The organism is Sphingobium sp. TomTYG75, assembly GCF_054771635.1.
This window is the reverse complement of record NZ_BSRE01000001.1, coordinates 2,182,331-2,204,039: the sequence shown is the minus strand read 5'-3', so window position 1 is coordinate 2,204,039 and position 21,709 is coordinate 2,182,331. Positions and strand designations below refer to the sequence as shown.

General features: G+C 60.0%; 16 protein-coding genes and 1 tRNA gene. 6 read left to right on the top strand and 11 right to left on the bottom strand.

Annotated elements, in window-relative coordinates; translation table 11 throughout:
- Nucleotides 1-130 precede the first annotated feature (130 nt).
- The 4 genes from ACYU81_RS11230 to thyA all read right to left on the bottom strand — a co-directional run bounded on the left by ACYU81_RS11230 (nt 131) and on the right by thyA (nt 5,288).
- Nucleotides 131-1,630: a dihydrolipoamide acetyltransferase family protein gene (locus ACYU81_RS11230; protein WP_460987682.1), complete on the bottom strand. Its 1,500-nt coding sequence runs from the start codon at nt 1,628-1,630 to the stop codon at nt 131-133.
- Nucleotides 1,631-1,633: 3 nt separating this feature from the next.
- The gene (locus tag ACYU81_RS11225) at nt 1,634-2,638 is read right to left on the bottom strand and encodes an alpha-ketoacid dehydrogenase subunit beta (RefSeq protein WP_460988177.1); all 1,005 of its coding nucleotides are present in this window, start codon (nt 2,636-2,638) and stop codon (nt 1,634-1,636) included.
- A gap of 244 nt (nt 2,639-2,882) precedes the next feature.
- A complete protein-coding gene (locus ACYU81_RS11220; RefSeq protein WP_460987681.1) occupies nt 2,883-4,235 on the bottom strand; it encodes a thiamine pyrophosphate-dependent enzyme in 1,353 nt (450 codons plus the stop codon).
- A 105-nt stretch (nt 4,236-4,340) separates the two neighbouring features.
- Nucleotides 4,341-5,288: a thymidylate synthase gene (gene thyA / locus ACYU81_RS11215; RefSeq protein ID WP_460987680.1), complete on the bottom strand. Its 948-nt coding sequence runs from the start codon at nt 5,286-5,288 to the stop codon at nt 4,341-4,343.
- A 187-nt stretch (nt 5,289-5,475) separates the two neighbouring features.
- Between thyA and ACYU81_RS11210 the strand changes: the two genes are divergently transcribed.
- From ACYU81_RS11210 to ACYU81_RS11200, 3 genes are all read left to right on the top strand, one after another.
- Nucleotides 5,476-5,757 carry a JAB domain-containing protein gene (locus tag ACYU81_RS11210; protein ID WP_460987679.1) on the top strand — a complete coding sequence of 94 codons (282 nt, stop codon included), beginning with the start codon at nt 5,476-5,478 and terminating at the stop codon, nt 5,755-5,757.
- Between the two features lie 99 nt (nt 5,758-5,856).
- A tRNA-Pro gene (locus ACYU81_RS11205) sits at nt 5,857-5,933 on the top strand.
- Between the two features lie 674 nt (nt 5,934-6,607).
- Nucleotides 6,608-7,642 (top strand): SDR family oxidoreductase, encoded by a 1,035-nt coding sequence (locus ACYU81_RS11200; protein WP_460987678.1) that lies wholly within the window; start codon nt 6,608-6,610, stop codon nt 7,640-7,642.
- Between the two features lie 120 nt (nt 7,643-7,762).
- Here the strand turns inward: ACYU81_RS11200 and purB are convergent, their stop codons facing one another.
- The gene (gene purB / locus ACYU81_RS11195) at nt 7,763-9,079 is read right to left on the bottom strand and encodes an adenylosuccinate lyase (RefSeq protein ID WP_460987677.1); all 1,317 of its coding nucleotides are present in this window, start codon (nt 9,077-9,079) and stop codon (nt 7,763-7,765) included.
- 267 nt (nt 9,080-9,346) lie between these two features.
- Between purB and ACYU81_RS11190 the strand changes: the two genes are divergently transcribed.
- Nucleotides 9,347-9,733, top strand: a complete 387-nt coding sequence (locus ACYU81_RS11190) for an EF-hand domain-containing protein (protein WP_460987676.1) — start codon at nt 9,347-9,349, stop codon at nt 9,731-9,733.
- A 103-nt stretch (nt 9,734-9,836) separates the two neighbouring features.
- Here the strand turns inward: ACYU81_RS11190 and ACYU81_RS11185 are convergent, their stop codons facing one another.
- From ACYU81_RS11185 to ku, 3 genes are read right to left on the bottom strand one after another with little or no spacing between them, the layout of a single operon-like run.
- The gene (locus tag ACYU81_RS11185) at nt 9,837-10,022 is read right to left on the bottom strand and encodes a hypothetical protein (protein WP_449471522.1); all 186 of its coding nucleotides are present in this window, start codon (nt 10,020-10,022) and stop codon (nt 9,837-9,839) included.
- A gap of 59 nt (nt 10,023-10,081) precedes the next feature.
- Nucleotides 10,082-12,577, bottom strand: coding sequence for a DNA ligase D (gene ligD, locus ACYU81_RS11180; RefSeq protein ID WP_460987675.1), 2,496 nt, complete (start codon nt 12,575-12,577; stop codon nt 10,082-10,084).
- A 3-nt stretch (nt 12,578-12,580) separates the two neighbouring features.
- Nucleotides 12,581-13,447 (bottom strand): non-homologous end joining protein Ku, encoded by an 867-nt coding sequence (ku, locus tag ACYU81_RS11175; protein ID WP_460987674.1) that lies wholly within the window; start codon nt 13,445-13,447, stop codon nt 12,581-12,583.
- Between the two features lie 167 nt (nt 13,448-13,614).
- Here ku and ACYU81_RS11170 point away from each other — a divergent pair, with 167 nt between their 5' ends.
- Nucleotides 13,615-13,950 carry a hypothetical protein gene (locus ACYU81_RS11170; RefSeq protein WP_449471517.1) on the top strand — a complete coding sequence of 112 codons (336 nt, stop codon included), beginning with the start codon at nt 13,615-13,617 and terminating at the stop codon, nt 13,948-13,950.
- Nucleotides 13,947-14,621 carry an orotidine-5'-phosphate decarboxylase gene (gene pyrF / locus ACYU81_RS11165; protein ID WP_196225707.1) on the top strand — a complete coding sequence of 225 codons (675 nt, stop codon included), beginning with the start codon at nt 13,947-13,949 and terminating at the stop codon, nt 14,619-14,621. The genes ACYU81_RS11170 and pyrF overlap by 4 nt, the downstream gene beginning before the upstream one ends.
- A 50-nt stretch (nt 14,622-14,671) precedes the next feature.
- Here pyrF and ACYU81_RS11160 read toward each other — a convergent pair whose 3' ends face one another.
- The 3 genes from ACYU81_RS11160 to ACYU81_RS11150 form a co-directional block, all read right to left on the bottom strand.
- Nucleotides 14,672-15,325: an outer membrane protein gene (locus ACYU81_RS11160; protein WP_460987673.1), complete on the bottom strand. Its 654-nt coding sequence runs from the start codon at nt 15,323-15,325 to the stop codon at nt 14,672-14,674.
- 132 nt (nt 15,326-15,457) lie between these two features.
- Nucleotides 15,458-19,633 (bottom strand): translocation/assembly module TamB domain-containing protein, encoded by a 4,176-nt coding sequence (locus ACYU81_RS11155; protein ID WP_460987672.1) that lies wholly within the window; start codon nt 19,631-19,633, stop codon nt 15,458-15,460.
- Nucleotides 19,633-21,525, bottom strand: a complete 1,893-nt coding sequence (locus ACYU81_RS11150; RefSeq protein WP_460987671.1) for an autotransporter assembly complex protein TamA — start codon at nt 21,523-21,525, stop codon at nt 19,633-19,635. Before ACYU81_RS11150 ends, ACYU81_RS11155 begins: the two co-directional genes overlap by 1 nt.
- Between the last annotated feature and the right edge of the window lie 184 nt (nt 21,526-21,709).

Here is a 21,709-nt window from a genome sequence, read left to right as displayed (position 1 = left end):
CTCCCTTTCAAGGGAGGGGACGGGGGTGGGTCGCCGCGCCAGCGGCGTTCTGCCTTTTCGATCGGTTGCTGGCTCGCTTCGCTCGCCCCCACCCCAACCCCTCCCTTGAAAGGGAGGGGCGTATATTCACTCACTCCGCAAACAACAAAACCGGCGTCTCCAGCAACCGCTTCACCGCCTGCACAAAACTCGCCGCATCCCATCCATCCACCACACGATGGTCGCAACTGATCGACAGGTTCATCAGCTTCGCCGCCACAACCTCCCGCCCACGAAACACCGGCCGCTCGATCACCCGATTTGGGCCAATAATCGCCACCTCCGGCCGATTGATCACCGGCGTCGTCGCTACCCCGCCCAGCGCACCCAACGACGTCAGCGTCAGAGTCGATCCGGAAAGCTCCTCTGCCTTCGCCTTGCCGGACCGCGCGGCCTCTGCCAGCCGCCCGATCTCGCTCGCCAATTGCCAGATATTCCGATCCTGCGCGTCCCGGATCACCGGCACCATCAATCCCGCGTCCGTCTGCGTCGCGATCCCCATATGCACCGCGCCAAAACGGGTCACGACACCCGCTTCGTCATCATAGCGGGCGTTCAGCATCGGAAAGTCCGGCAGCGCCCGGCAAATCGCCACGATCAACAGCGGCAACATCGTCAGCTTCGGCCGATCCCCGCGCTCGCCATTCAACTGCGCGCGCATCCGCTCCAGCTCGGTGACGTCGATTTCCTCGACATAGGAAAAGTGCGGAATATGCCGCTTCGACGCGGCCATATTCTCGGCAATCCGGCGGCGCAGGCCGATGACCTTCACCACCTCATCCTCCCGTCGCGCGCGCTGCCCCGCAGGCCGATAGCCCTGCCCAGCGCCGTAAAGGAGGAAAGCGTCGAGGTCCGAATGGCGGATATGATCGCCGGTGGGCTTCACTTGGGCGAGGTCTATCCCGAGTTCCTTGGCGCGAGCACGGACGGCCGGTGAGGCGAGCACCTTCTCCCTCTCCCCTTCCGGGACCGCTGGGAGGCACGGACCGCCCTGCTCCCTCTCCCCTTCAGGGGAGTGGGCTGGGGAGAGGGGGCTGCCCTGCGAACTGGGCATATCCCTCTGATCCCCCACCCCAACCCCTCCCCTGAAGGGGAGGGGCTTTTCAGCTTTTTCTCCCGCGGACGTTTCGCCTAGCTCCCCCTCTCCCAACCCTCTCCCCTGAAGGGGAGAGGGCTTTTCAGCCTTATCCTGCGAAGAGGATCCTTCCCCCGCAGCTTCAACCCGCTCAACCGACGAAACAATCCCATTCACCGACGAACCAGCCACCTCGCGCCTTCCCGCCGTCTCCGCCTCAATCACCTCTTCCGAAGGCATCGGAGCCTCCCCAACGGAAGCGACCTCCCCCTCAACCTCAACCTCAATCTCCACCAGCATGGCCCCGATCGCGACCTGCTCACCCGCCTCCCCGGCCAGCCGCTTCACCACCCCCGCGACCGGGCTCTCCATCTCCACCGTAGCCTTATCAGTCATCATGTCGGCAATCGGCTGATCTTCCTCCACCCGGTCGCCGACCTTCACATGCCAGCCGACAATCTCCGCCTCGGAAATGCCTTCGCCGATGTCGGGTAGCCTGAACGTGAACAGGGGCATCGCTCAATCCCTCATGATCTTGTTGATCGCTTCCCTGATCCGCACCGGCCCAGGAAAATAGGCCCATTCCAAACTATGCGGATAGGGCGTGTCGAAACCCGTCACTCGTTCGATCGGCGCCTCCAGATGATAGAAGCACCGCTCCTGCACCAGTGCGCTCAACTCCGCGCCAAAGCCGCTGGTCCGCGTCGCCTCATGCACGATCAGGCAGCGGCCGGTCTTCTTCACCGACTGCTCGATCGCTTCGATATCCAGCGGCACCAGCGTCCGCAGATCGATGATCTCGGCATCCACGCCCATCTCCAAGACAGTGCTCTCGATCACATGCTCCATTGTGCCGTAGCAGAGGATGGTCAGCGCCTCGCCTGCCCGCACCGTGCGCGCCTGCCCCAGCGGCACCCGATAATAGCCCTCCGGCACCATCGCCCCGGGATGCCCCGCCCAACTCTTCGCAGGCCGGTCATAATGGCCATCGAACGGCCCATTATAGATGCGTTTGGGTTCGAAGAAGATCACCGGATCATTATCCTCAATCGCGGCGATCAGCAGCCCCTTGGCGTCATAGGGGGTCGACGGAATGACAGTCTTTATCCCCGACACATGGGTAAAGATGCCCTCGGGCGACTGGCTGTGCGTCTGCCCCCCGAAAATCCCGCCGCCAAAGGGCGACCGCACCGTCATCGGCGCGATAAACTCCCCCGCCGACCGGTAACGCAGCCGCGCCGCCTCGCTCACCAACTGATCAAGCGCGGGGTAGATATAGTCGGCGAACTGGATTTCCGGCACTGGCCGCAACCCATAGGCGCCCATGCCCACTGCGACGCCGATGATCCCGGTCTCGGTGATCGGCGTGTCGAACACCCGATTCTTGCCAAATTTCTTCTGCAACCCCGCCGTCGCCCGGAAAACGCCGCCAAAATAGCCGACATCCTCCCCCATCACGACGACATCGGGATCACGCTCCATCATCACGTCCAAGGCGCTGTTGATCGCCTGGATCATGCTCATCTGGCGGGTGTCTTGGCTCATCTCCTCGCCCCTTCAGGGGTCGGCCAGAGGCACGTGACTCTGGCCGAGATAGCGAAGCTTGCCAGCCAGTTGGCTAGCGAAGCTTGGAGAGGGGCAGGCGCCCCGCCCATCTCTCTCTTCGTCATGCCAGCGAAAGCTGGCATCTCTTCGCCATCAGGCTGAACGTAACCAAACGAGATCCCAGCTTCCGCTGGGATGACGAGATCAAAAAGCGCTTCCCCCCTCACAACCCAGCCGCCTTAGCTTCATCCAGCATCTGCCGCTGCTGCTCCCGCAGATGCCAGGGCATCTCCTCGAACACGTCTTCAAACATGCTCTCCATCGGCTGATGAAGCCCATGCCCCAAAATCCCGTTCTTCTCCGCTTCCTTCGCAGCCTCACGCACCTGCTCGGCCAGTTCCTTGTCCATCGCCGCCTGTCGTTCCTCGTCCCAGATGCCGATCGCAATGCAATGCTGCTTCAACCGCGCGATCGGATCGCCCAGCGGCCAGTGACTCCCTTCATCCGCAGACCGATAGGCGCTCGGATCATCGGACGTGCTGTGCCCCTCGGTGCGATAGGTGAAATGCTCGATCAGCGTCGGCCCATGATTGGCCCGCGCCCGATCCGCAGCCCAGCGCGTCGCGGCATAGACCGCCAGCGCGTCATTGCCGTCGATTCGCAGCCCCGCAATGCCATAGCCGATCGCCCGCGCCGCGAAGGTCGTGGCCTCCGCGCCCGCAAAGCCGGAAAAGCTGCTGATCGCCCACTGGTTATTGACGACGTTCAGGATCACCGGCGCACGATACACGCTGGCAAAGGTGCAGGCGGAATGAAAATCCCCCTCCGCCGTCGATCCTTCCCCGCACCATGTCGCCGCGATCCGCGTGTCACCGCGCGCCGCGCTCGCCATGGCCCAGCCCACCGCCTGCGGATATTGGGTGGCAAGGTTGCCGGAGATCGAGAAGAACCCCGCCTCCCGCGCCGAATACATGATCGGCAGCTGCCGCCCTTTCAGCCGGTCGCCCTTATTCGAATAAATCTGGTTCATCATGTCCACAAGCGACCAGCCGCGCGCGATCAATATCCCCTGCTGGCGGTAGCTGGGGAAGCACATGTCATCGCTCGCCAGCGCCGCCGCCGCGCCGATCGACACCGCCTCCTCCCCGGTCGATTTCATGTAAAAACTGGTCTTGCCCTGCCGCTGCGCGCGGAACATGCGCCCATCGAAAGCGCGGGTCAGCGCCATGCCGCGCAGCATGCGGAGCAGCATCTCGGGTGGCAGCTTCGGGTCCCACGGCCCCACCGCGCGCCCTTCCTCATCCAGCACGCGGACAAGGTCATAGGCCATTTCCCGCATCGTACCCGCGTCCGCGGCCTCATCGGGCCTGCGCGAGGTTCCGGCGGGGGGAATGTCGAAATGACTGAAATCTGCTTCATCGCCTGGCCGAAATTGAGGTTCCGGCACATGCAACCGCAACGGTGGCAGGTTTCGGCCGCCCGCCGAAAGCTGCTCTCCGCCGCGATCGCCGCCGTCGCCTGTTTGGCCGCCTTTAGCGACCGGCCTCTCAGCGCCCGAACCTTCCCGGTCGCCCATCCTGCCTCCTACTCGCATTTGCAATATTATTGCTTATTGCAATTATAATATTACAACGCTCGCAAAAAGCAAGAGTTCCGTTTTCTCGCTATTTCCTTCTTGGATTCAAACCGCCACCGGCGCCGCAATGTGACTCTGCGGCGCATAATCCACCACTTCGAAATCCTCGATCCGATAATCGAAAATGCTCTCCGGCCGCCTCTTTATCCTCAGCTTCGGGGCGCCTTCCGGCGTACGGCTGATCTGCTCCTCAACCAGTTCGGCATGATTGAGGTAAAGATGCACGTCACCACCGTGCCAGACGACTTCCCCCGGCTCCAGATCACATTGCTGCGCCAACATCCGCGTGATCATCGACAGCCCGAAGATGTTGAACGCAAATCCAAGGCCAAGGTCACAACTGCGCTGGAACAGCAGCCCGTTGAGCCGCCCATTCGACACCTGGAACTGATAGGTCATATGACAAGGCGGCAGAGCCATCTGCGCCACTTCCGCAACATTCCACCCGGTAAAAAGCAAGCGCCGCGACCCCGGGTTATTCCTGATCCCCTCGACCAGTTCAGCAATCTGGTTATGCCCCTTCTCCGCCCGCCGGAACAGCCCGTCACCAACCGCTTCATAGCGCGGCCAGTTCACCCACTGCGCCCCATAGACCGGCCCCAGATCGCCCCACCGTCCCGCAAAGGCCGCATCCTCGATAATCCGCGCTTCAAAATCGTCCCGGCTAATGTCCTCGCCTGTAGCCTTGCGATAGGCATCCAGCGGCCAGTCCGTCCAGATATGCACCCCTTGACGCACAAGCTCACGGATATTGGTATCGCCCGTCAGGAACCACAGCATCTCCCGCGCCGCCACTTTCCAGTAAACGCGCTTGGTCGTCAGCAACGGCACCGCATCATCAGCCAGCGAAAAACGCATGCTCGCGCCCAGCAGAGATCGCGTGCCCACTCCCGTCCGGTCGATCCGCTCGTCCCCCTCCGTCCAGATACGGCGCATCAGGTCCAGATATTGCTGTTCATAATGCGCTTCGGCCGGGGTGACGGTACTGGTCAACGGGGGTTCTTTCCTGCTGCGACGATTCCAAACTCGCCGCCCCCGCTTTAGCCGAGCGGATCGCCGCTAGCCAATCTTGCTTTCGCTTCGGATCATTCTACCCGCCTTCCCCTCCACAGTGGAGACAGTTGGCAGTGATCACTGATCGGCCCGGCCGCATCCTGTCGTAATGACTATAACCGCAAGCATGCAATTCCTGCTCCTCAACGATGATTGGCGCCCCGTGCACCGCGTGGATAGCAATGAAGATTGGCGTTGTATCGTGCAGGAACTGTTGCTGCGCGGTAGCCACTGGCTGGCAATCGAACAGCATCGCCCCGACCAATGCTCCCCCTATCCATGTTGGAGCGACATTCGCCTGTCACGAACCATTGCTCGCCGCTTCCGGCCCATGGAGGTCAAGCTTGCCGATCATATAATCCGGGGCACCGCGAACCAGTTCAGCTTTCGCGCGGCAGGCCTATTATGACCATGTCAAAAAAAGCACCCCCAGCCGCTTGCCAGCCCGAAAAGCCCCCTCTATAGACCCCGCCTGCCCAGCGGCGTTGCAAGCAATGCCGCTATCGGTCGGGGAGTAGCTCAGCCTGGTAGAGCACTGTCTTCGGGAGGCAGGGGCCGGAGGTTCGAATCCTCTCTCCCCGACCACATTCTTTTTTCTGTTTATTTTTAAACAGATGCAGCGACAGCCACGCACTTCCTTCTATTAAGCATCTGTTGGCGATGGCAGCGGCATATCCCTGACATATGCCCAACCCCCAGTTCCGGTCTCGCTCGCCCGACAATCCACTTCGATCAGCAAGCGAGCCGTCCACGGTTGTCAGGCTCGATCGGCAGCAAGTCCTTCAGTACGCGCCACTCCGCCTCGTTGAGATCGCCACGGCTCAAGTCGGCCTCCAAAAAGCAGCCTGAATTAGGGGAAGTTTACCACGTCAACCGCTAACCCGTGCAGCAATCATTGTCGGAACGGGGTTCAGTGCGAGCATGAATATATGGAAGTGCTGGCAATCCTCGTTATGATCGTCGCGGTGGTCTCGATAGCCATGACGAGCGCAATCGTGCAGCGGCGCCTGCTCGCTTCCGGGCGTGGACGTTCCGCAGCACGGTCGTTTCTGGCTTTACAGGCTTGCTTGCGGCGATCGGCATCATCGCGACCTACTTCCTCACAGGCCACCTAATTTGGAAGTTGGCGAAGTAGCCAGTTTGGCTACGCCGCCTAACACGGAATGGGGTAAAGCGACTTTATTGCGGTTTACTGCTTTATCGTCGAATCATGTTGTTAACGGCGGGTATGGCCCACAATATTATGGCCGGAGAGTGAAGTGAGAGAAACAGTACTTGTTACCGGAGTAAGCGGGTTTGTTGCCAAGTATGTGGCATTAGCTTTGCTGCGTAAGGGCTATAAAGTAAGAGGAACCTTACGCTCATCGACAAAGGAAGATCGCGTTCGCAATGATTTGCTTGAAGCTGGAGCGAATGTCGACAATCTCAGCTTTGCTATTGCCAATTTGACATCAGATGATGGATGGGAGGCTGCTGTAGAAGGTTGCGATTATGTACAGCATGTTGCGTCGCCTTTCCCGCTTGATCAGCCCCGTCACAAAGAAGCATTGGTGCCAGAGGCGCTTGGCGGAACAATGCGTGTGTTGAATGCGGCGCTTAAGGCAAATGTCAAACGCGTTGTATTGACGTCATCAATCGCCGCGATGATGTATCGTGCCGGACGCCCGAAAACGGAGTTTCACTTTTCTGAGAACGACTGGACCGATCCAGAGTGGTCTGGAACTCACCCTTATAGTGTTTCCAAGACCAGGGCCGAACTTGCGGCATGGGACTGGGTAGAGAAGGCAGGGCGAGAAAAGTTAGTGGTCATTAATCCCGGAGTCGTGGTTGGGCCTATTATGGGTAAGGATGGCAGCACATCGACCGAGATCATCAAGATGATGCTGGAAGGCACCATGCCGAAGACGCTCCCGATAGCCAACCCTCTGGTGGATGTCCGCGACCTTGCAGAATTGCATGTTGTTGCCATGACCTTGAAAGAGGCGGGTGGGCGACGCCTGATTGGAAGCAGCGGAACCATGTCGTTTGGGGAGATAGCCCAGCTTCTTAGTAAGGAGTACCCACAGCTTAAGGATAAAATACCGCAGTCAGACCTTTCTCCCTTTTTGGTCGGGTTAATGAAGTTGTTCGTGCCGGGCGTGCGAACTATTCGCGCGGAAGTTGGTATTCGCTCCATTGCTAATGCGGACTATGTGCCCGAACTGACGGGGGTGTCATTTAGACCCGTAGAAGAAGCGGTTCTGGCGACAGCGCGATCGATTCTAGATCGGGTTGACAAAAAACTTCAACCATAGAGGTGTTAGCCGCGCAACATGCGCTGCTGCCGACCGCCCGTAGTTTTTTACTGCATCCCGACAGCACAGAAAAAGGGCGCGTTTCCGCGCCCTTTTATCATATGAGCTTTTAAAGGCCCGTCAGGCCTCTCCAAACACTCGGCGGAAGATGGTGTCCACCTGTTTGAAGTGATAGCCGAGGTCGAATTTCTCTTCGATCTGCTCAGCGGTAAGAGCTGCGGATACTTCCGGATCGGCCTTCAGCAGTTCGAGAAGCGAAAGCTGGCCATCCGATTCCCAGACCTTCATCGCGTTGCGCTGGACATAGCGATAGCTGTCCTCGCGCGAAACGCCCGCCTGCGTCAGCGCCAGCAACACCCGCTGCGAATGAACAAGACCGCCCATCTTGTCGAGGTTCTTCATCATGCGTTCGGGATAGACGAGCAGCTTGTCGATGACGCCGGTCATACGGCCCAGGGCAAAGTCGAGCGTGATGGTAGCATCAGGACCGATATAGCGTTCAACCGACGAATGGCTGATGTCGCGCTCATGCCACAGGGCGACATTTTCCATCGCGGGCAGCGCATAGCTGCGCACCATGCGCGCAAGGCCCGTCAGATTTTCAGTCAGAACCGGATTGCGCTTGTGCGGCATTGCAGAACTGCCCTTCTGGCCCGGGGAGAAATACTCCTCCGCCTCTAGCACTTCGGTGCGTTGCAGATGCCGGACCTCAACGGCCAGCCGTTCTATCGAGCTTGCGATAACGCCCAGGGTGGCAAAGAACATCGCGTGGCGATCACGAGGAATGACCTGGGTCGAAACAGGTTCGACCGCCAGCCCCAACTTGGCCGCGACATGTTCTTCGACACGCGGATCGATATTCGCGAACGTGCCTACCGCGCCGGAAACAGCACAGGTCGCGATTTCTTCACGCGCCGCGATGAGGCGGGTCCGGCACCGGCTGAACTCGGCATAGGCCTCGGCCATCTTGAGACCGAAGGTGACCGGCTCGGCATGAATGCCGTGACTGCGCCCGATCGTCGGCGTCAGTTTATGTTCAAACGCGCGGCGCTTGATGACGTCGAGCAGCTGATCCAGATCCTCGATCAGGATGTCAGCCGCACGGGAAAGCTGCACGGCAAGGCAGGTGTCCAGCACGTCGGAAGAGGTCATGCCCTGATGCATGAAGCGCGCTTCGTCGCCGACCTGCTCAGCAACCCAGGTCAGGAAGGCGATGACGTCATGCTTGGTAACGGCCTCGATGGCGTCGATCGCTGGCACGTCTATGGTCGGGTTGGTCGCCCACCAGTCCCACAGCGCCTTGGCAGCTGATTTGGGCACCACGCCCAATTCACCGAGCGCTTCGGTGGCGTGCGCCTCGATCTCGAACCAAATGCGAAATCGAGCCTCGGGCTCCCAGAGAGCTGTCATTTTCGGGCGGGCGTAGCGCGGGACCATCGAACGAATCCTGATTGCTGATAAAAGTTCGCGCGCCGCCTAGCAGTCCAGCCATTCAAGGGCAAATCGCGCCCTCATTTGGTTCGCGCGTCTGTACCAGCAACTTTTTACCCCGAATATCGCAGCGTTCAAGGACGGGATGAGCCGGTTTCGCAGGCGAATTGCCGACTCTGAATGGATATTCAGGAAACACAGTCGTCACTCATGTATTCATGGGTCAAGCTATCGAGCAACTGACCTGCTCGACCGCTGCCGAGGGAGAAAATGATGTTACGCGGCCTTATATTGTCTGTTGCGCTGACTGCCGCCGTTCCGGCCATCGGACAGGTTGGCTCTGTGCCCGGTAGCCCGCAGGCAGGTGCGAGCATATCTCCTCAAAGCCCGGCGGCAACACAGACAGATACCGTCGCATCCATCGTCGATAGCGAATTCCCGGCCTATGATGCCAATGGTGACGGTCAACTCGACAAGGCCGAGTTTTCGCGTTGGATGGTTGCGCTCAAGGATCAGGAGATGAAAAGCAGCGGTGAAAAACTATCCGCCGCTGACGTCACAACTTGGGCTGATGGGGCATTCAAGACAGCCGATGCGGACAAAAGCACATCAGTGAGCAAGCCCGAACTCATCACCTATCTGAGCCGCGGCGCCGCTTAATCACCGCGCCACTATTATCGAAGCTGACAAGAACCCGGTCTATGGGTCACAGCATGAGGCGGCGTGGAGCGAAGGCCATGCCGCCTCCCTTTTAGCCAAGCAATCAGCCGCGTTTTTTATTCGTATACAGAAGCGCTGCAACGATGGCGGCCGATCCTATGCCGACTGCGGTGCCCATCCACACGCCTCGGCCCGCTGTCTTTCGTGCAGCCGTTGCGAGATCGGGCTTTGCTTCTGTTGCCTGTTCGGGGGCGCCCGCATCGGGCGCGTCTTTGTCGGACTTGGTCATGGTGAATCGGCTTATGCAACAAGGTCGCGCCGGAGAAAAGATAGCTGTCAGATATCAGTTCAATAATCGGGCAGCGTCTGCCGCGCTTCTCCCCATCCCCGCATCTCTCGTGACGCCGCGCGGACGACCAATTCATCCACGTCCGCGATAGTGAAAGCCCCCGGCCGATCAATATCCTCCAGTTCGTTCCAGTTGACGGGCACCGCCACCGGAGCATTTTCGCGCGCCCTGACGACATAGGGAAGCACTGCCGTAGCCCCCCGCTGATTGCGCAGCCAATCGATGAAGATCCGGCCCTTCCTCTTGGCCTTGCTCATCGTTGCCGTGAAACGATCGGGTTCGGCGGCGGCAAGTGCCCTCGCGAAGCGGTCTGCGAAATCCTTGACCTGCGGCCATTCGGCTTCGGGCGTAAGCGGGACAACCACATGCACGCCCTTCCCACCGGATAACATGGGAAAGCTGGTGAGCCCTATGTCCTCAAGCGTGCGGCGAATGTCGCGGGCGGCCTTCTTCACATCCTCAAAGTCGAGACCTTCGTCCGGATCGAGGTCAAAGATCAGCCGGTCAGGCTTTTCGACATCCTCCACCCGGGAACCCCAGCCATGGAATTCAATCGTACCCATTTGAACGCAAGCTATTAGCCCATCGATATCGTCCACATAAAGATAGTCCTGCTCATTACCGTCCTTCTCGCGAATGGGGACGTGCTTCACATGGTCACCAAAACTGCCGCTGTCATGCTTTTGGAAAAAGCATTTCTTCGCCCTTCCCTGTGGGCAGCGCACCAGGCTGATCGGGCGATGCGCAATCCAGGGCAGCATGATCGCCCCGGCTGCTTCATAATAGTCAGCCAACTGCCCCTTGGTCACCTTCGCCTCCGGAAAGATCAGCCGGTCACGGTTTGAGACATGAACGTCGCTTCCCTGTTCAGGTACAGCCATCACCTTCTCCCGAGCTACTTCGCCCGCCTTCTTGTCCTCGCGAAGCCCAAGGAAGCTGCCGTGGCGCACGACATTGTCGCTGGTGAATTCCGCGAAAGCGATTTCGGCGACCAGGTCAGGGCGCACCCATTTGGCACCCCGCGTCTCGCTGCGTGGTACGTTCAAGGCAGGGGATTGGCGGGCTCGTGCCTCCAGTTGGCCAAGCAGTTGATCACTGTTCCGCGCATTGAAACCCGTGCCGACCTTGCCCGCGTAGACGAGTCCCTGATCATCATTCTGCGCAAGAAGGATATTGCGGATCGCGCGCCCGCTTGCGGAACTGGGAGTCCATCCGACAATCACAAATTCCTGCCGACGGGTGCATTTGACCTTGAGCCAGTTCTTCGTTCGGGCGCCCCGATAAGGAGCATCCGCTCGTTTGCAGATTATGCCTTCCTGTCCAGCCTCGCACATCGTCCGGAACAGCTTTTCGCCAGCGCCGATAATATGATCGGAGAAATGCACATGCGCGCTACCCTGACCCAGCAGAGCCGCGAGCTTTTCCTTACGGGCACTGTTGGGCTGCCATGTCAGATCCTCTCCCTCCAGCGAAAGAAGATCGAAGGCGAAGAGGTGGAGGGCGCCTTTACCCTCGCCCTTCAACACCTGCTGCAATGTGGAAAAGTCCGGGTTTCCATCGACCCCGAGTGCGACGATTTCTCCATCTATCAGCATGGGCGGAAGGTTCATGCCGCCTATTTCCATCGCGAGTGGCGCGAAGCGGTCAGTCCAGTCGAGACCGGTGCGCGTGAACAGCTGAACACGACTGCCGGAAACGCTGACCAAGGCGCGATAACCGTCATATTTGATCTCGTGCAGCCAACCATTGCCGGTAGGCACAGCATCGACCAGCGTAGCGAGCTGTGGCGCTTGAAATGGCGGTACTTTTTCCTGTCGGCGGCGCTTGGCGGAAGGCTGAACCGGCGTCGCCCTCTTCGCTTGGTCCATGGCGGCATCAAAAGCTTTTCCGCGCTTGCCCTTTAGCGAGATCGCTGGCGCGTTGGCGGCAATCTCACCCATGGTCCTGCCACTCGTGATGCTGGTCAGTTCACGCCCGACCAGATCCTCGGCGGGGCCAGCATAGGCATCGTCGATCTTGCGAAGCAGCCAATTCTCCCTTTTGCCTTCGCCCGGTCGGGGTTTCAGGCGGATCAGAAGCCACTCTCCCTTCATCCGCTGGCCGTGAAGAATGAAGTGAAGATGTCCTTTCTCCAGATCCTTCGCGCTTTTCCCGGGGACTGGTTCCCAGGTGCCCTCATCCCACAGCATCACGGTGCCGCCGCCATATTCGCCTTTTGGAATTGTGCCTTCAAAGCTCGCATAGGATAACGGATGATCTTCCGTGCGAACGGCAAGCCGCTTGTCGGCGGGGTCAAGGCTAGGGCCGCGTGTCACCGCCCAGCTTTTCAGGACACCATCCACTTCCAGCCGGAAATCATAATGTAAACGCGTGGCGTCATGCTTCTGCACGATGAAGCTGTTGCCGCTCGTGCGCGTCCGTTTTCCCGCCGGTTCCTTCGTTCGGGTGAAATCGCGCTTGCGATTATATTCCTTGAGGGGGTCGGCTTCGGCCATATGTCACGCCCGCTTGCGGGTGGTAGCCTTGGTGCTGGCGGCGCGGCGCGCGGCCGGTTTCTTGGCGGGCGCGCGTTTCGCCCCGGTATCGACGGATTTCTTCAGCGCCGCCATCAAATCGATCACGTTGCCGCTGCGCTTGACTGGAGCCTCATCCTCGTCCTCGATGATGCGGCGGCCCTTGGCCTTCTTCTTCTTTTCGATCAGCCGCTCAAGCGCATCGACATAACGGTCATGGAAGCTGTCGGGTTTGAACGGCGCAGTCTTCTTTTCGATGAGTGCTTCGGCAAGGTCGAGCAGTTCCGGATCGGGCTTCACATCCTCAATTTCGCGGAAGTAGGACTGGGCACGGTTGACCTCATCGGCATAGCGAAGCGTCTCCAGCACCATACCCCGCCCGCAAGGCTTTAGCGAAACGATATATTCCCGGCCGCGCATTGCGAGTTGGCCCAATCCAACCTTCTTCGCGCGCCGCAATGCCTCGCGCAGGACGATAAACGCTTCTTCGGCAAGATCATCCGCGGGCACGACATAATAGGGCCGCTCATAATAGAGGACGTCGATCTCGTCAGCGTCCACAAATTGCGTGAGTTCGAGCGTTTTCTTGCTCTCCAGCTTGACCGCATCAATCTCCTCGGGCTGAAGCAGCACATAGTCGCCCTTGCTGACTTCATAGCCCTTCACAATGTCCTCTGGCTTGACTGGGCCAAGGCCGGGAACCGTTTTTTCGTAGCGCACGCGCTTGCCGCTTGGCTCGTGGATCTGATGGAATGCTATCTGGGCGCCAGACTTGGTGGCCGCATAGATTTCGACGGGAATGGACACGAGGGCCAGCCTGATTTGTCCCTGCCAATATGCGCGCGCCGCCATGTCTTGAACCTCCTTGCCGCAAGGAAAATGCGCAGGCGGGCACAAGGGTTCCGGCATGCAATCCGGCGACTTTCTGTCCTCACGACACCAGCAAATCCGACGAGGCGCTTCCGAACTACGCCGAAATGGCCTAAGCTGGTTCGATTATCAGCTAGAGGACATGCCGAATGCAATTCCTGCGGACTGCCTTCTGGGTTGTCTTGGCCGTCGCGATTGCCCTGTTCTGCAAGGCGAACAACCGGCCTACCGAAATCAAGATATGGGGCGATATCGTGTGGGAGACGCGTATCTGGTTTCCCATACTCATCGCCTTTCTGGTGGGCGCCGTTCCCTTCTGGATCATGGCCCGCACCACGCGTTGGCGGATGAAGAGGAAGCTGGAAAGCACGGAGCGGGCGCTGATCGCGGCAACCGCCACGGCTGCTCCCACCTTACCGCCTGCCAGCATCGCCGACGACCTTTCCATTTCTTCTCCTTCCCTACCCGCTACAGGAACAGCATGAGCAGCCCCATTTACGTCGCCATTGATACGCCCGACCTCACCAAAGCCCAGGATCTGGCCCGGCGTGTGCGCGGACATGTAGGCGGTTTGAAACTGGGGCTCGAATTCTTCTGTGCACATGGCCACCACGGCGTGCGGGAAATGATGAAATTCGATCTGCCGATCTTTCTCGACCTGAAACTGCACGATATTCCGAATACGGTCGCAAAGGCCGTTCAGGCGCTCCATGGCCTCGAGCCAGCGATCCTGACCGTGCATGCAGCGGGCGGGCGCGCCATGTTGGAGGATGCCAAAGCAGCTGCGGGCGTCAATACAAAGGTCGTCGCGGTAACCGTGCTCACCAGCCTGGATAATAGCGACCTTGTGGATATCGGGGTGGGCGGCAAGGCTGAGGATCAGGTGACACGGCTTGCCGACCTGGCGCGGAGTGCTGGACTGGACGGCATCGTCTGTTCCGGGGAAGAAGTCGCGCTAGCCAAACGTGCCTGGCCCGATGGCTTTTTCGTTGTGCCTGGCGTCCGGCCACAAGGCGGCGCCCTGGGTGATCAGAAGCGCGCGGTCACACCTCGGGAAGCATTGGACCGGGGCGCATCCATCCTTGTCGTGGGACGGCCGATCAGCCTCGCGGAAAACCCTGATATGGCCGCACGGGAAATCGAAGCGACTTTATAGAGGGAAAGGCGTGACGGGAGGATCAGCAAAACCGATCCCCCCCCGTCCCGTCAGAAGCGCCAGCCTACGCTGGCCACGACCTGATGACGATCCGTATCGATGTCGAATTCGCTGCTCGTCGCGCCATTCATGAAGTCGATGTGCGCGCTGTCATATTTTGAGTAGCGATACTCCAGCTTTCCGAACATATTTTGGTTGAAGGCGCGTTCAACGCCGCCACCAATCCTCCAGCCGTCGAGCTTGAAGGAGGTATCGGTCGTTTCGTCGGTGTCGCCTGCGAGCACGTTCAGCTTGGTGTTGGTGTAGCCACCCTTCACATAGACAAGGGTGTTGGGGCTGGCGAGTATGCCAGCACGGGCGCCGACGTATAGGTCACGGCCCTGGCTGACACGGCCGAAACCGAACTGGCTGGTGAAGGGGTTTCTGCTGCTCTTGGCGGTCGAATCCGTGAATTCGCCCTCGACACCTACGACAGCGCTGCCGAGATTGACATCGTAGCCTGCGCCTACGCCATACAGCAGCCCGTCGATCGACTGATCATCTCTGCTATTGTCATTGTCCACGCTGCTACCTGCGCCGGTATGATCATAGCCCAAAATGGCTTCGACCCTTGGACCGGTGAAAGTGGCGCCGGCATCCTGTGCCAGTGCGGGAGAGGCGACGGCCGATCCAGCCAGCAGGGTTGCGACCATTATTTTCCGCATAGGATACTCCATTGTCACTCACCTCCTTGAGGAGGAAGTGGTGGAAGTCCCACGGCAGGCAATGGTTTCATGAACCTGAGATAAACAGCTGAAATTGTGGTATTTCGGCAACGAACAGGAACGCAGGCAAGGTCAGTAATCTTTGGATATGCGGACGTTTGCGCTTTCCCGACCGAGAGTGGAAATCGACGCCAGCAGAGAAAGCCAACGGGTGATCTGATATTCCATGCGCGTCGCGGAATAGCCTTGGCCATCGGTTATGAGTTCAACATAGGTCTTGCGCGTCAGATATTTTCCGGCCGCAACTGAGGTTCCCTGCCCCTGCGTAGGATCGGCAGCGATAATGCGCAGCCGGTCAAGTCCGGCAGCCTTGCGCACGGCGTTGATCGGATCAAGCCCTCCGCCACCCTGGAGCGATCCGACGGCCGAGGCGAGTTGCAACGCCTCGGGCGCGGAAAGATTGGTTATCGATGTGCCGAACAATATGCGGGAAAGCAGTTCGTCCTGCGGCAGGGCGGGCACGCTGGTGAAGCTGATGTCGGGCCTGAGACCTGTACCACCCACATGGATCATCGCGGTGAGGTCGTTGACGTTGGCTTCCGCATCGATGTCGAGCGTGGGATTTACAGGAGTTCGGCCATCAAACTGAATCTTGCCCTCACGCAGTTCGAAACGGCGCCCGGCGAAGGTGTAGCCTCCACGAACGAGCTCTGCCGTTCCGGAGATTGCAGGACTGGTCACGGTGCCAGCGATATCCAGATTGGCACGCCACTCACTATCAAGGCCCAAACCTGTGACCGTCAGGCGATTACGCGCCCGCGTCTTGATAGCGAGAGCCCACGGCCTATTTGTGCGGGGCCGTTCGATCTCTTCGCCGTTACGGTTGACCTCTGTGACGCGAAGCTCCGGAATCTGGGCGATTGCGGCTGCACGACCCAAGGTGAAACGGCTGCGATTGAGCAGCAGGTCGCCACCAATGGTTCCGTTGACGCCGTCCGAAAGCAAGGTGATCGGGCCGGTGACCGTAGCGGCTATGTCGTCGCGGTCCAGCAGGGCAGCGTCATCTGCCTGCAAACGCAAGTCTATGCCCACCCCGGCAATTCCGGCGAAGGTGAAGCTGCCCGTCCCGCTGACCGTTCCGCCATTCTTTGCATTGGCGGTGAAACTCGACATGACCAATTGTGCGCCGGAAAACCGTCCACGCGCCTTCACATTATGTAGCCGCATACCGGTCACCGCACTGTTGATCACGGCCGTGTCAGTCGCGAGCGCGCCGGAAATCACGGGATTACCAAGCGTACCGCGCGCGTCAGCGGAGACACTCACGGGGCCGGAAATGTCGATTATCTCCACCCCGGTCAGGCGCCAGAGCGTATCCGCAGTCCCTCGGAATCGCAGCTGACCGAATAGAGGCGCCCGGTTCAGCCGCTCGATCAGGCTCCCTTGCGTGCCAAGCGGCGTCAGCAAGACCTGCGCCCGCCCAATAGTCTGGCCATCGGCGGCGAATAGCATGCGCGAAGCAAGCCGGTCATTGGTGAGAACCGCGTTCACCCCGGCATCGACGGGCCGGGAACTAAGCGATAATCCCGAACGCGACAGGCCGCGCACGCGTAGTTCCGCCTTCCCGGTGGGCATGCCGCCCCGACTATGCACGTAGCTGAGCGATCCTGTGGCGGTGCCGCCCAGGCCCAGATTATCATAAGCGATATCCAGAAGGGAAAGCGGCAGCTTCTGCACACGACCTTCGATTCGCGTCGTCTGGCCGCTTAGCTCTCCACCCAATTGCAGGGAGCCGCCAGCATAGCTGATGGTCGCCGGGGACAGTCGCCAACCGTCAGCACTGCGGGTGAAAAGCGCAGGCCGCGTCAGCCGGATCGCTCGCTTGTCCAGCGTACCTCGCGCTGCGACGCGGATGCGATCGGGTTCGACTTGCGCCTCACCTTGCAAGTCGAAAAGACGACCGCGCTGGCCCGAAAGACTGGCCTTCACCGTTCCGCGACCGCCCGTCAGATCAGCATTGGCCGCCAGTCTGCCGATCAGGATGCCCCCTACCCGCAAGCCTCTGGCCTGCGTCACGGCATTGATCGACGTCCCGGCGGGATCGAGCAGAACCGTCGCATCCAGCTTGCCGCGACGCACCGCGATTGCCGTGGGGCCATCGAAGCTGGCGTCTGTAGCGTCGAGCTTCAGGAGCAGTTGCTGAATGTCATTCACGGGGACAAAGACGATGCTTCCATTGACGGGGCCAGCGACATCCAGCTGCCCTTCAAGGCCGCCGATCACAGGACGCAGATCACCGCTGGCGGTTATTCCTGACACGGCGAGCTTCGCCACCCTCACCACCGCCTGAGCGCCGCGCGGCAACAGGATTTGGCCCTCGCCATTGAAGGCGCCCAGCGTCGATCCGCCTAGAGCTGTGAATTGATACCCGGCGTCGTCCGGGACCAGATGCACACGCATGTCGGCGACGCCCAATGCGTCAAGGGGTCGCTGAAGCAACAGGTCAATCGTCGGCTGTTCAATCTTGCCGTCAAGCGTCAGGCGTACCGGTCCATATCGCTTATGCGTGCCGCTGCCTTCAAAATGGAAACTTCGGTCGGGCCGACGATACCCATCAGCGGAAAGACTGAGCAGCGGCGCTTCAAGGCGCAGGCCCGTGAGCATGAGGCGTTTGTCGGCGCCAAGCGAAAGATTGCTCTTCACCACCGGCAGGCCACCGCCCAACCCCCGCAGGAAACTATTATCCAACCGGCGCATGCGCGCCATTGCCGTGCCGCTGAGGCTGAACGCGCCGCTTTTTCCCGGCACTGCCCGCAACTTGGACGTCAGATCCACGATGCCGAGACCAGGAATGGCAAGGCCGCGTATCTGTCCATCCAGACCGAAATCATAACGACCGGTCCTGAGATCGGCGAGCATGACCAGCTTGCCGCTGAGCTTGTCCGACCGGATCGGCATGGGATTGGTAAGGAGCTGCTGTCCCTTGATCTGCAACACGCCATCCAGCACGAAATTGCGGATGATGCCCTCGACAAGGTCGCCCTGCCCATCCAACCGCCGCGCACGCAGGCGCAGGGGGATCAGCAACGGCCCATTACCGACCTTGCGTCCTTTACCCTCTGCGCGCACATCGCTGATCACGGTACGGTCGAACGCAAGCTGCCTGGCTCTCAGCAAATATTCGTAGCCGACGCTGGAAAAGGCACCATCCAGCCGCACCCGCGCGGTGACGTCGCGTCCTCGCATCGACTTGAGCAAGGCTTGCGGCCGCGCAAGCTTCACATCGATCAGCAGATTATCAAATGCGGAGTTACGCAGATCGAGGGCGCCATCAGCACTCAGCGCGATGGCTTCCGAACGCAGGGACAGTTTGCCGTCCAGCACGCGGTCCTTCAGCTCTCCGTGCGCTTCCAGCGAAAGGCGCGGCGAAGCTAGACGCTGTACCAGCCCTTTTCCTGCTATGGCCGATGCTTCGACCGATCCGGTCGCGGAATAGGTGCCACTGCGGGCTGCAAGCGCCAAGTCGATCGCAGGATCACTGTCCAGCGTACCAGCCAGCCTGCCGTCCCAGCGTGTCCAGCTGCCCTCCCCCCGAATCCGCAGGTTGCCGTCCTGCCGCAACCCCACCATGGTCGCCAGGACGCCGCCAGCGGGCGCATTGACGGTTACATCCAGGTCGAACTGATCGTCATCCGGGCGACTGTCGAGCGCGAGGTTGATTGCATCCTCCTGCCCCAGAACCCGTGCGGAAAGGTCGATGACTGCTCTTCGGTCACGTATGTCGGCGTCACCGGAAATCGTCGCCTGCTGCACACGTCCGCTGATATTTTTGGCTATGACCAGTCGGCCTACCGAAAACTGCATCAAGCGGATGTCAAAGCCGGGAAGAATCGGCCCCTTCTGCTTGCCGGGGTTAAGGCGTGGCAGCTTGTGCAGCGTCGCCACGGGAATGTTCAGCCGGTCGATGTCCAGACGGTTTGAAAGCCAGGCCAGCGGCCACCAGTCCAGTTCTATGCGCGGAGCCGTTAGAAAGGCGCCCTTGGGATCGGACAGCGTCACGCCATGAAGGATGGCGCGGCGGTAAATGCTGCCTTCGATCCGGTCGACATGAATACGCAGGCCAGAGGGGGGGCTGATCTTTTCAACACGCGCAACCAGGAAGCGGTGCCCGGCCGAAGTGTCGAGCCACACCAGCGCCGCCGCCGCCGCAACCAGGAGAAGGGCAAGCATGCCCACTATCCACCGCTGCCATCGCCCATCCCAGGCCCGATGACGCCGCTGCGGCCGCTGTACCTCATCCTCGGCCATCAGAAGGCCTGTCCGAGGGAGACATATACGGCAACCCGCGGATCACCCTTCTGCGGGTTCAGTGGCGTGCCAACGTCGATCCGGATCGGGCCGAAGCTGCTATAGTAGCGCAGCCCCATGCCCGCGCCGATGCGCATGTCTTTAAAACGTGGCAGGAAGCTGGTGGAGATATTGCCCGCATCCACAAATGGCACGATGCCGAAATTCCCGAAACGAACGCGGCTTTCCAGTGAGAATTCAGCAAGGCTTTTGCCGCCGATCGGATCATTGTTCGCGTCGCGCGGACCAATATCCTGATAGCCATAGCCCCTGACCGAAGCGCCGCCACCGGCATAGAAGCGCCGCGACGGCGCGATCTGATCGACCGTGGACCCCAGGATCGTGCCGAAGCGGGCGCGCGCCGCCAGCACGATCCGGTCGGTCACCGGTTGATAAACGCTGCCATCCAACTGCACGCGGGAATAGCCGAAGGTCCCATTCTGGAAGGACAGTTCAGGGCTGAACCGGCCGCCCAGACGGAAACCCCGGCTGGGGTTCAAAAGATCGTCGCTGCCATCATAGGTGAGAGTGAGCGGCACGGCCCCAATCAGGAATGTGCGCCTGTTACCGCCGCTGAAAGCATCTTTTTCATCCGACGCGATCAGTTCCGCCCCAACGCGCCAGACCCATTTCTTCTGAAACAAGATATTGGTTTGCCGTTCCAGCGCTCCCGACAGGGTAATCGTGCGCGCGTCGTAGGCATCCCGCTTGATATTGCTGATCGACACGAGCCCGGTCAGCACATGATCACGCTCCCGGAAATTGTTGCGCCGGTAGGTGAAGGACGCGGTCTGTTCCTGCGTCCCAAGCACCCCGCGCAATGTGACGGCGCCTTCTGGCGGAAACAGGTTACGATGCTGCCAGCTTACGGCGGCGCGATAGCCTTCGCCAGTGCCATAGCCCAGCTCGCCAGCAATGGTCCGCAGTGGCGCGGGCCGGACATCGACGGCCAGATCGACATGCTTCCCGTCACCAGCATCCTTGGGCGTCAGCGTGACCGACGATACCAGACCGGTGGCAACGATCGCGCTTCGTAGATCCTCGACATCCGACGCCTTGTAAGGATCGTCACGCTCGAAGCGGGCGATGCTCTCAACATGGCGCGCATTGAACAGCTTGTTGTCCTTAAGGATGACCGATCCAAAGGTGCGGTAGGCACCCGGCGTCACGATGATATCCAGATCGCCCTTGCGTTCTTCATGGTCGATCCGCACCTCCGGCTCGCCAACCCTTGCGAACGGGAAGCCATTTTCACTCATGGCAAGCGAAAGAGAAGCCTGCCCCGCCAGAATCGCGTCAGCATCGATGGGATCGCCCGCATGGAGAGGGAAAGCTTCACGCAGCGTCGTCTGCTGTTCGCCCGCTTCGGCCAAGCCTTGCAGATCGACCGAGGAAAGCAGATAGCGCGTCCCCGGCACTATCTCGAACCGCACGGCCAGCCTGCCTTCCTTTTCAGGCGAAACGGAAATGGCGCTACGAACGCGGGCCGCATAATAGCCCTTGGCACGCAGCAGCCGGTCGAGCAGCTCGCTATCTTCCTTGATCCGTCGGTTTATCTGCGCGAGATTTGCGGGCTTCCCTTCTCCTTCACGCAACACGGATAATTGTTTGAAGCGGCTGTCGAACTGTGTGTCCGCTATCCCGTCCAAACCATTGAGCTGAACGGAATAACGCTTTTCCTCGCCCGAATCCGCGAAGGCTGCAGCTTCATCAGGCAAATCGACATCGGGATCCTGAAGCGCGGGGCTTGTGGCATCATCAGCAAGGTCCGGGGTATCGGCCGGATCGGGAGGCAGTGACGCAACCGCGTCGGGCTGCCCCAGGTCAGGCCATGCCACGCCCAGGTCAGGCATGGGGTCCAGGGGAAGCTCCTGGTCAACCACATCCGCTGGCGGTTCCACGATTTGTGCATGCACGGCAGGAGCCGCCAAAAGCAGAGGCAGGATCAAAAGCCGGGAGGCTTGCGACATGGCTGATACGCGGCGAAAAGTCCGCAAGCCCGTGTTCATATCAACGGTCTAGCCCATTTGGGAAAGG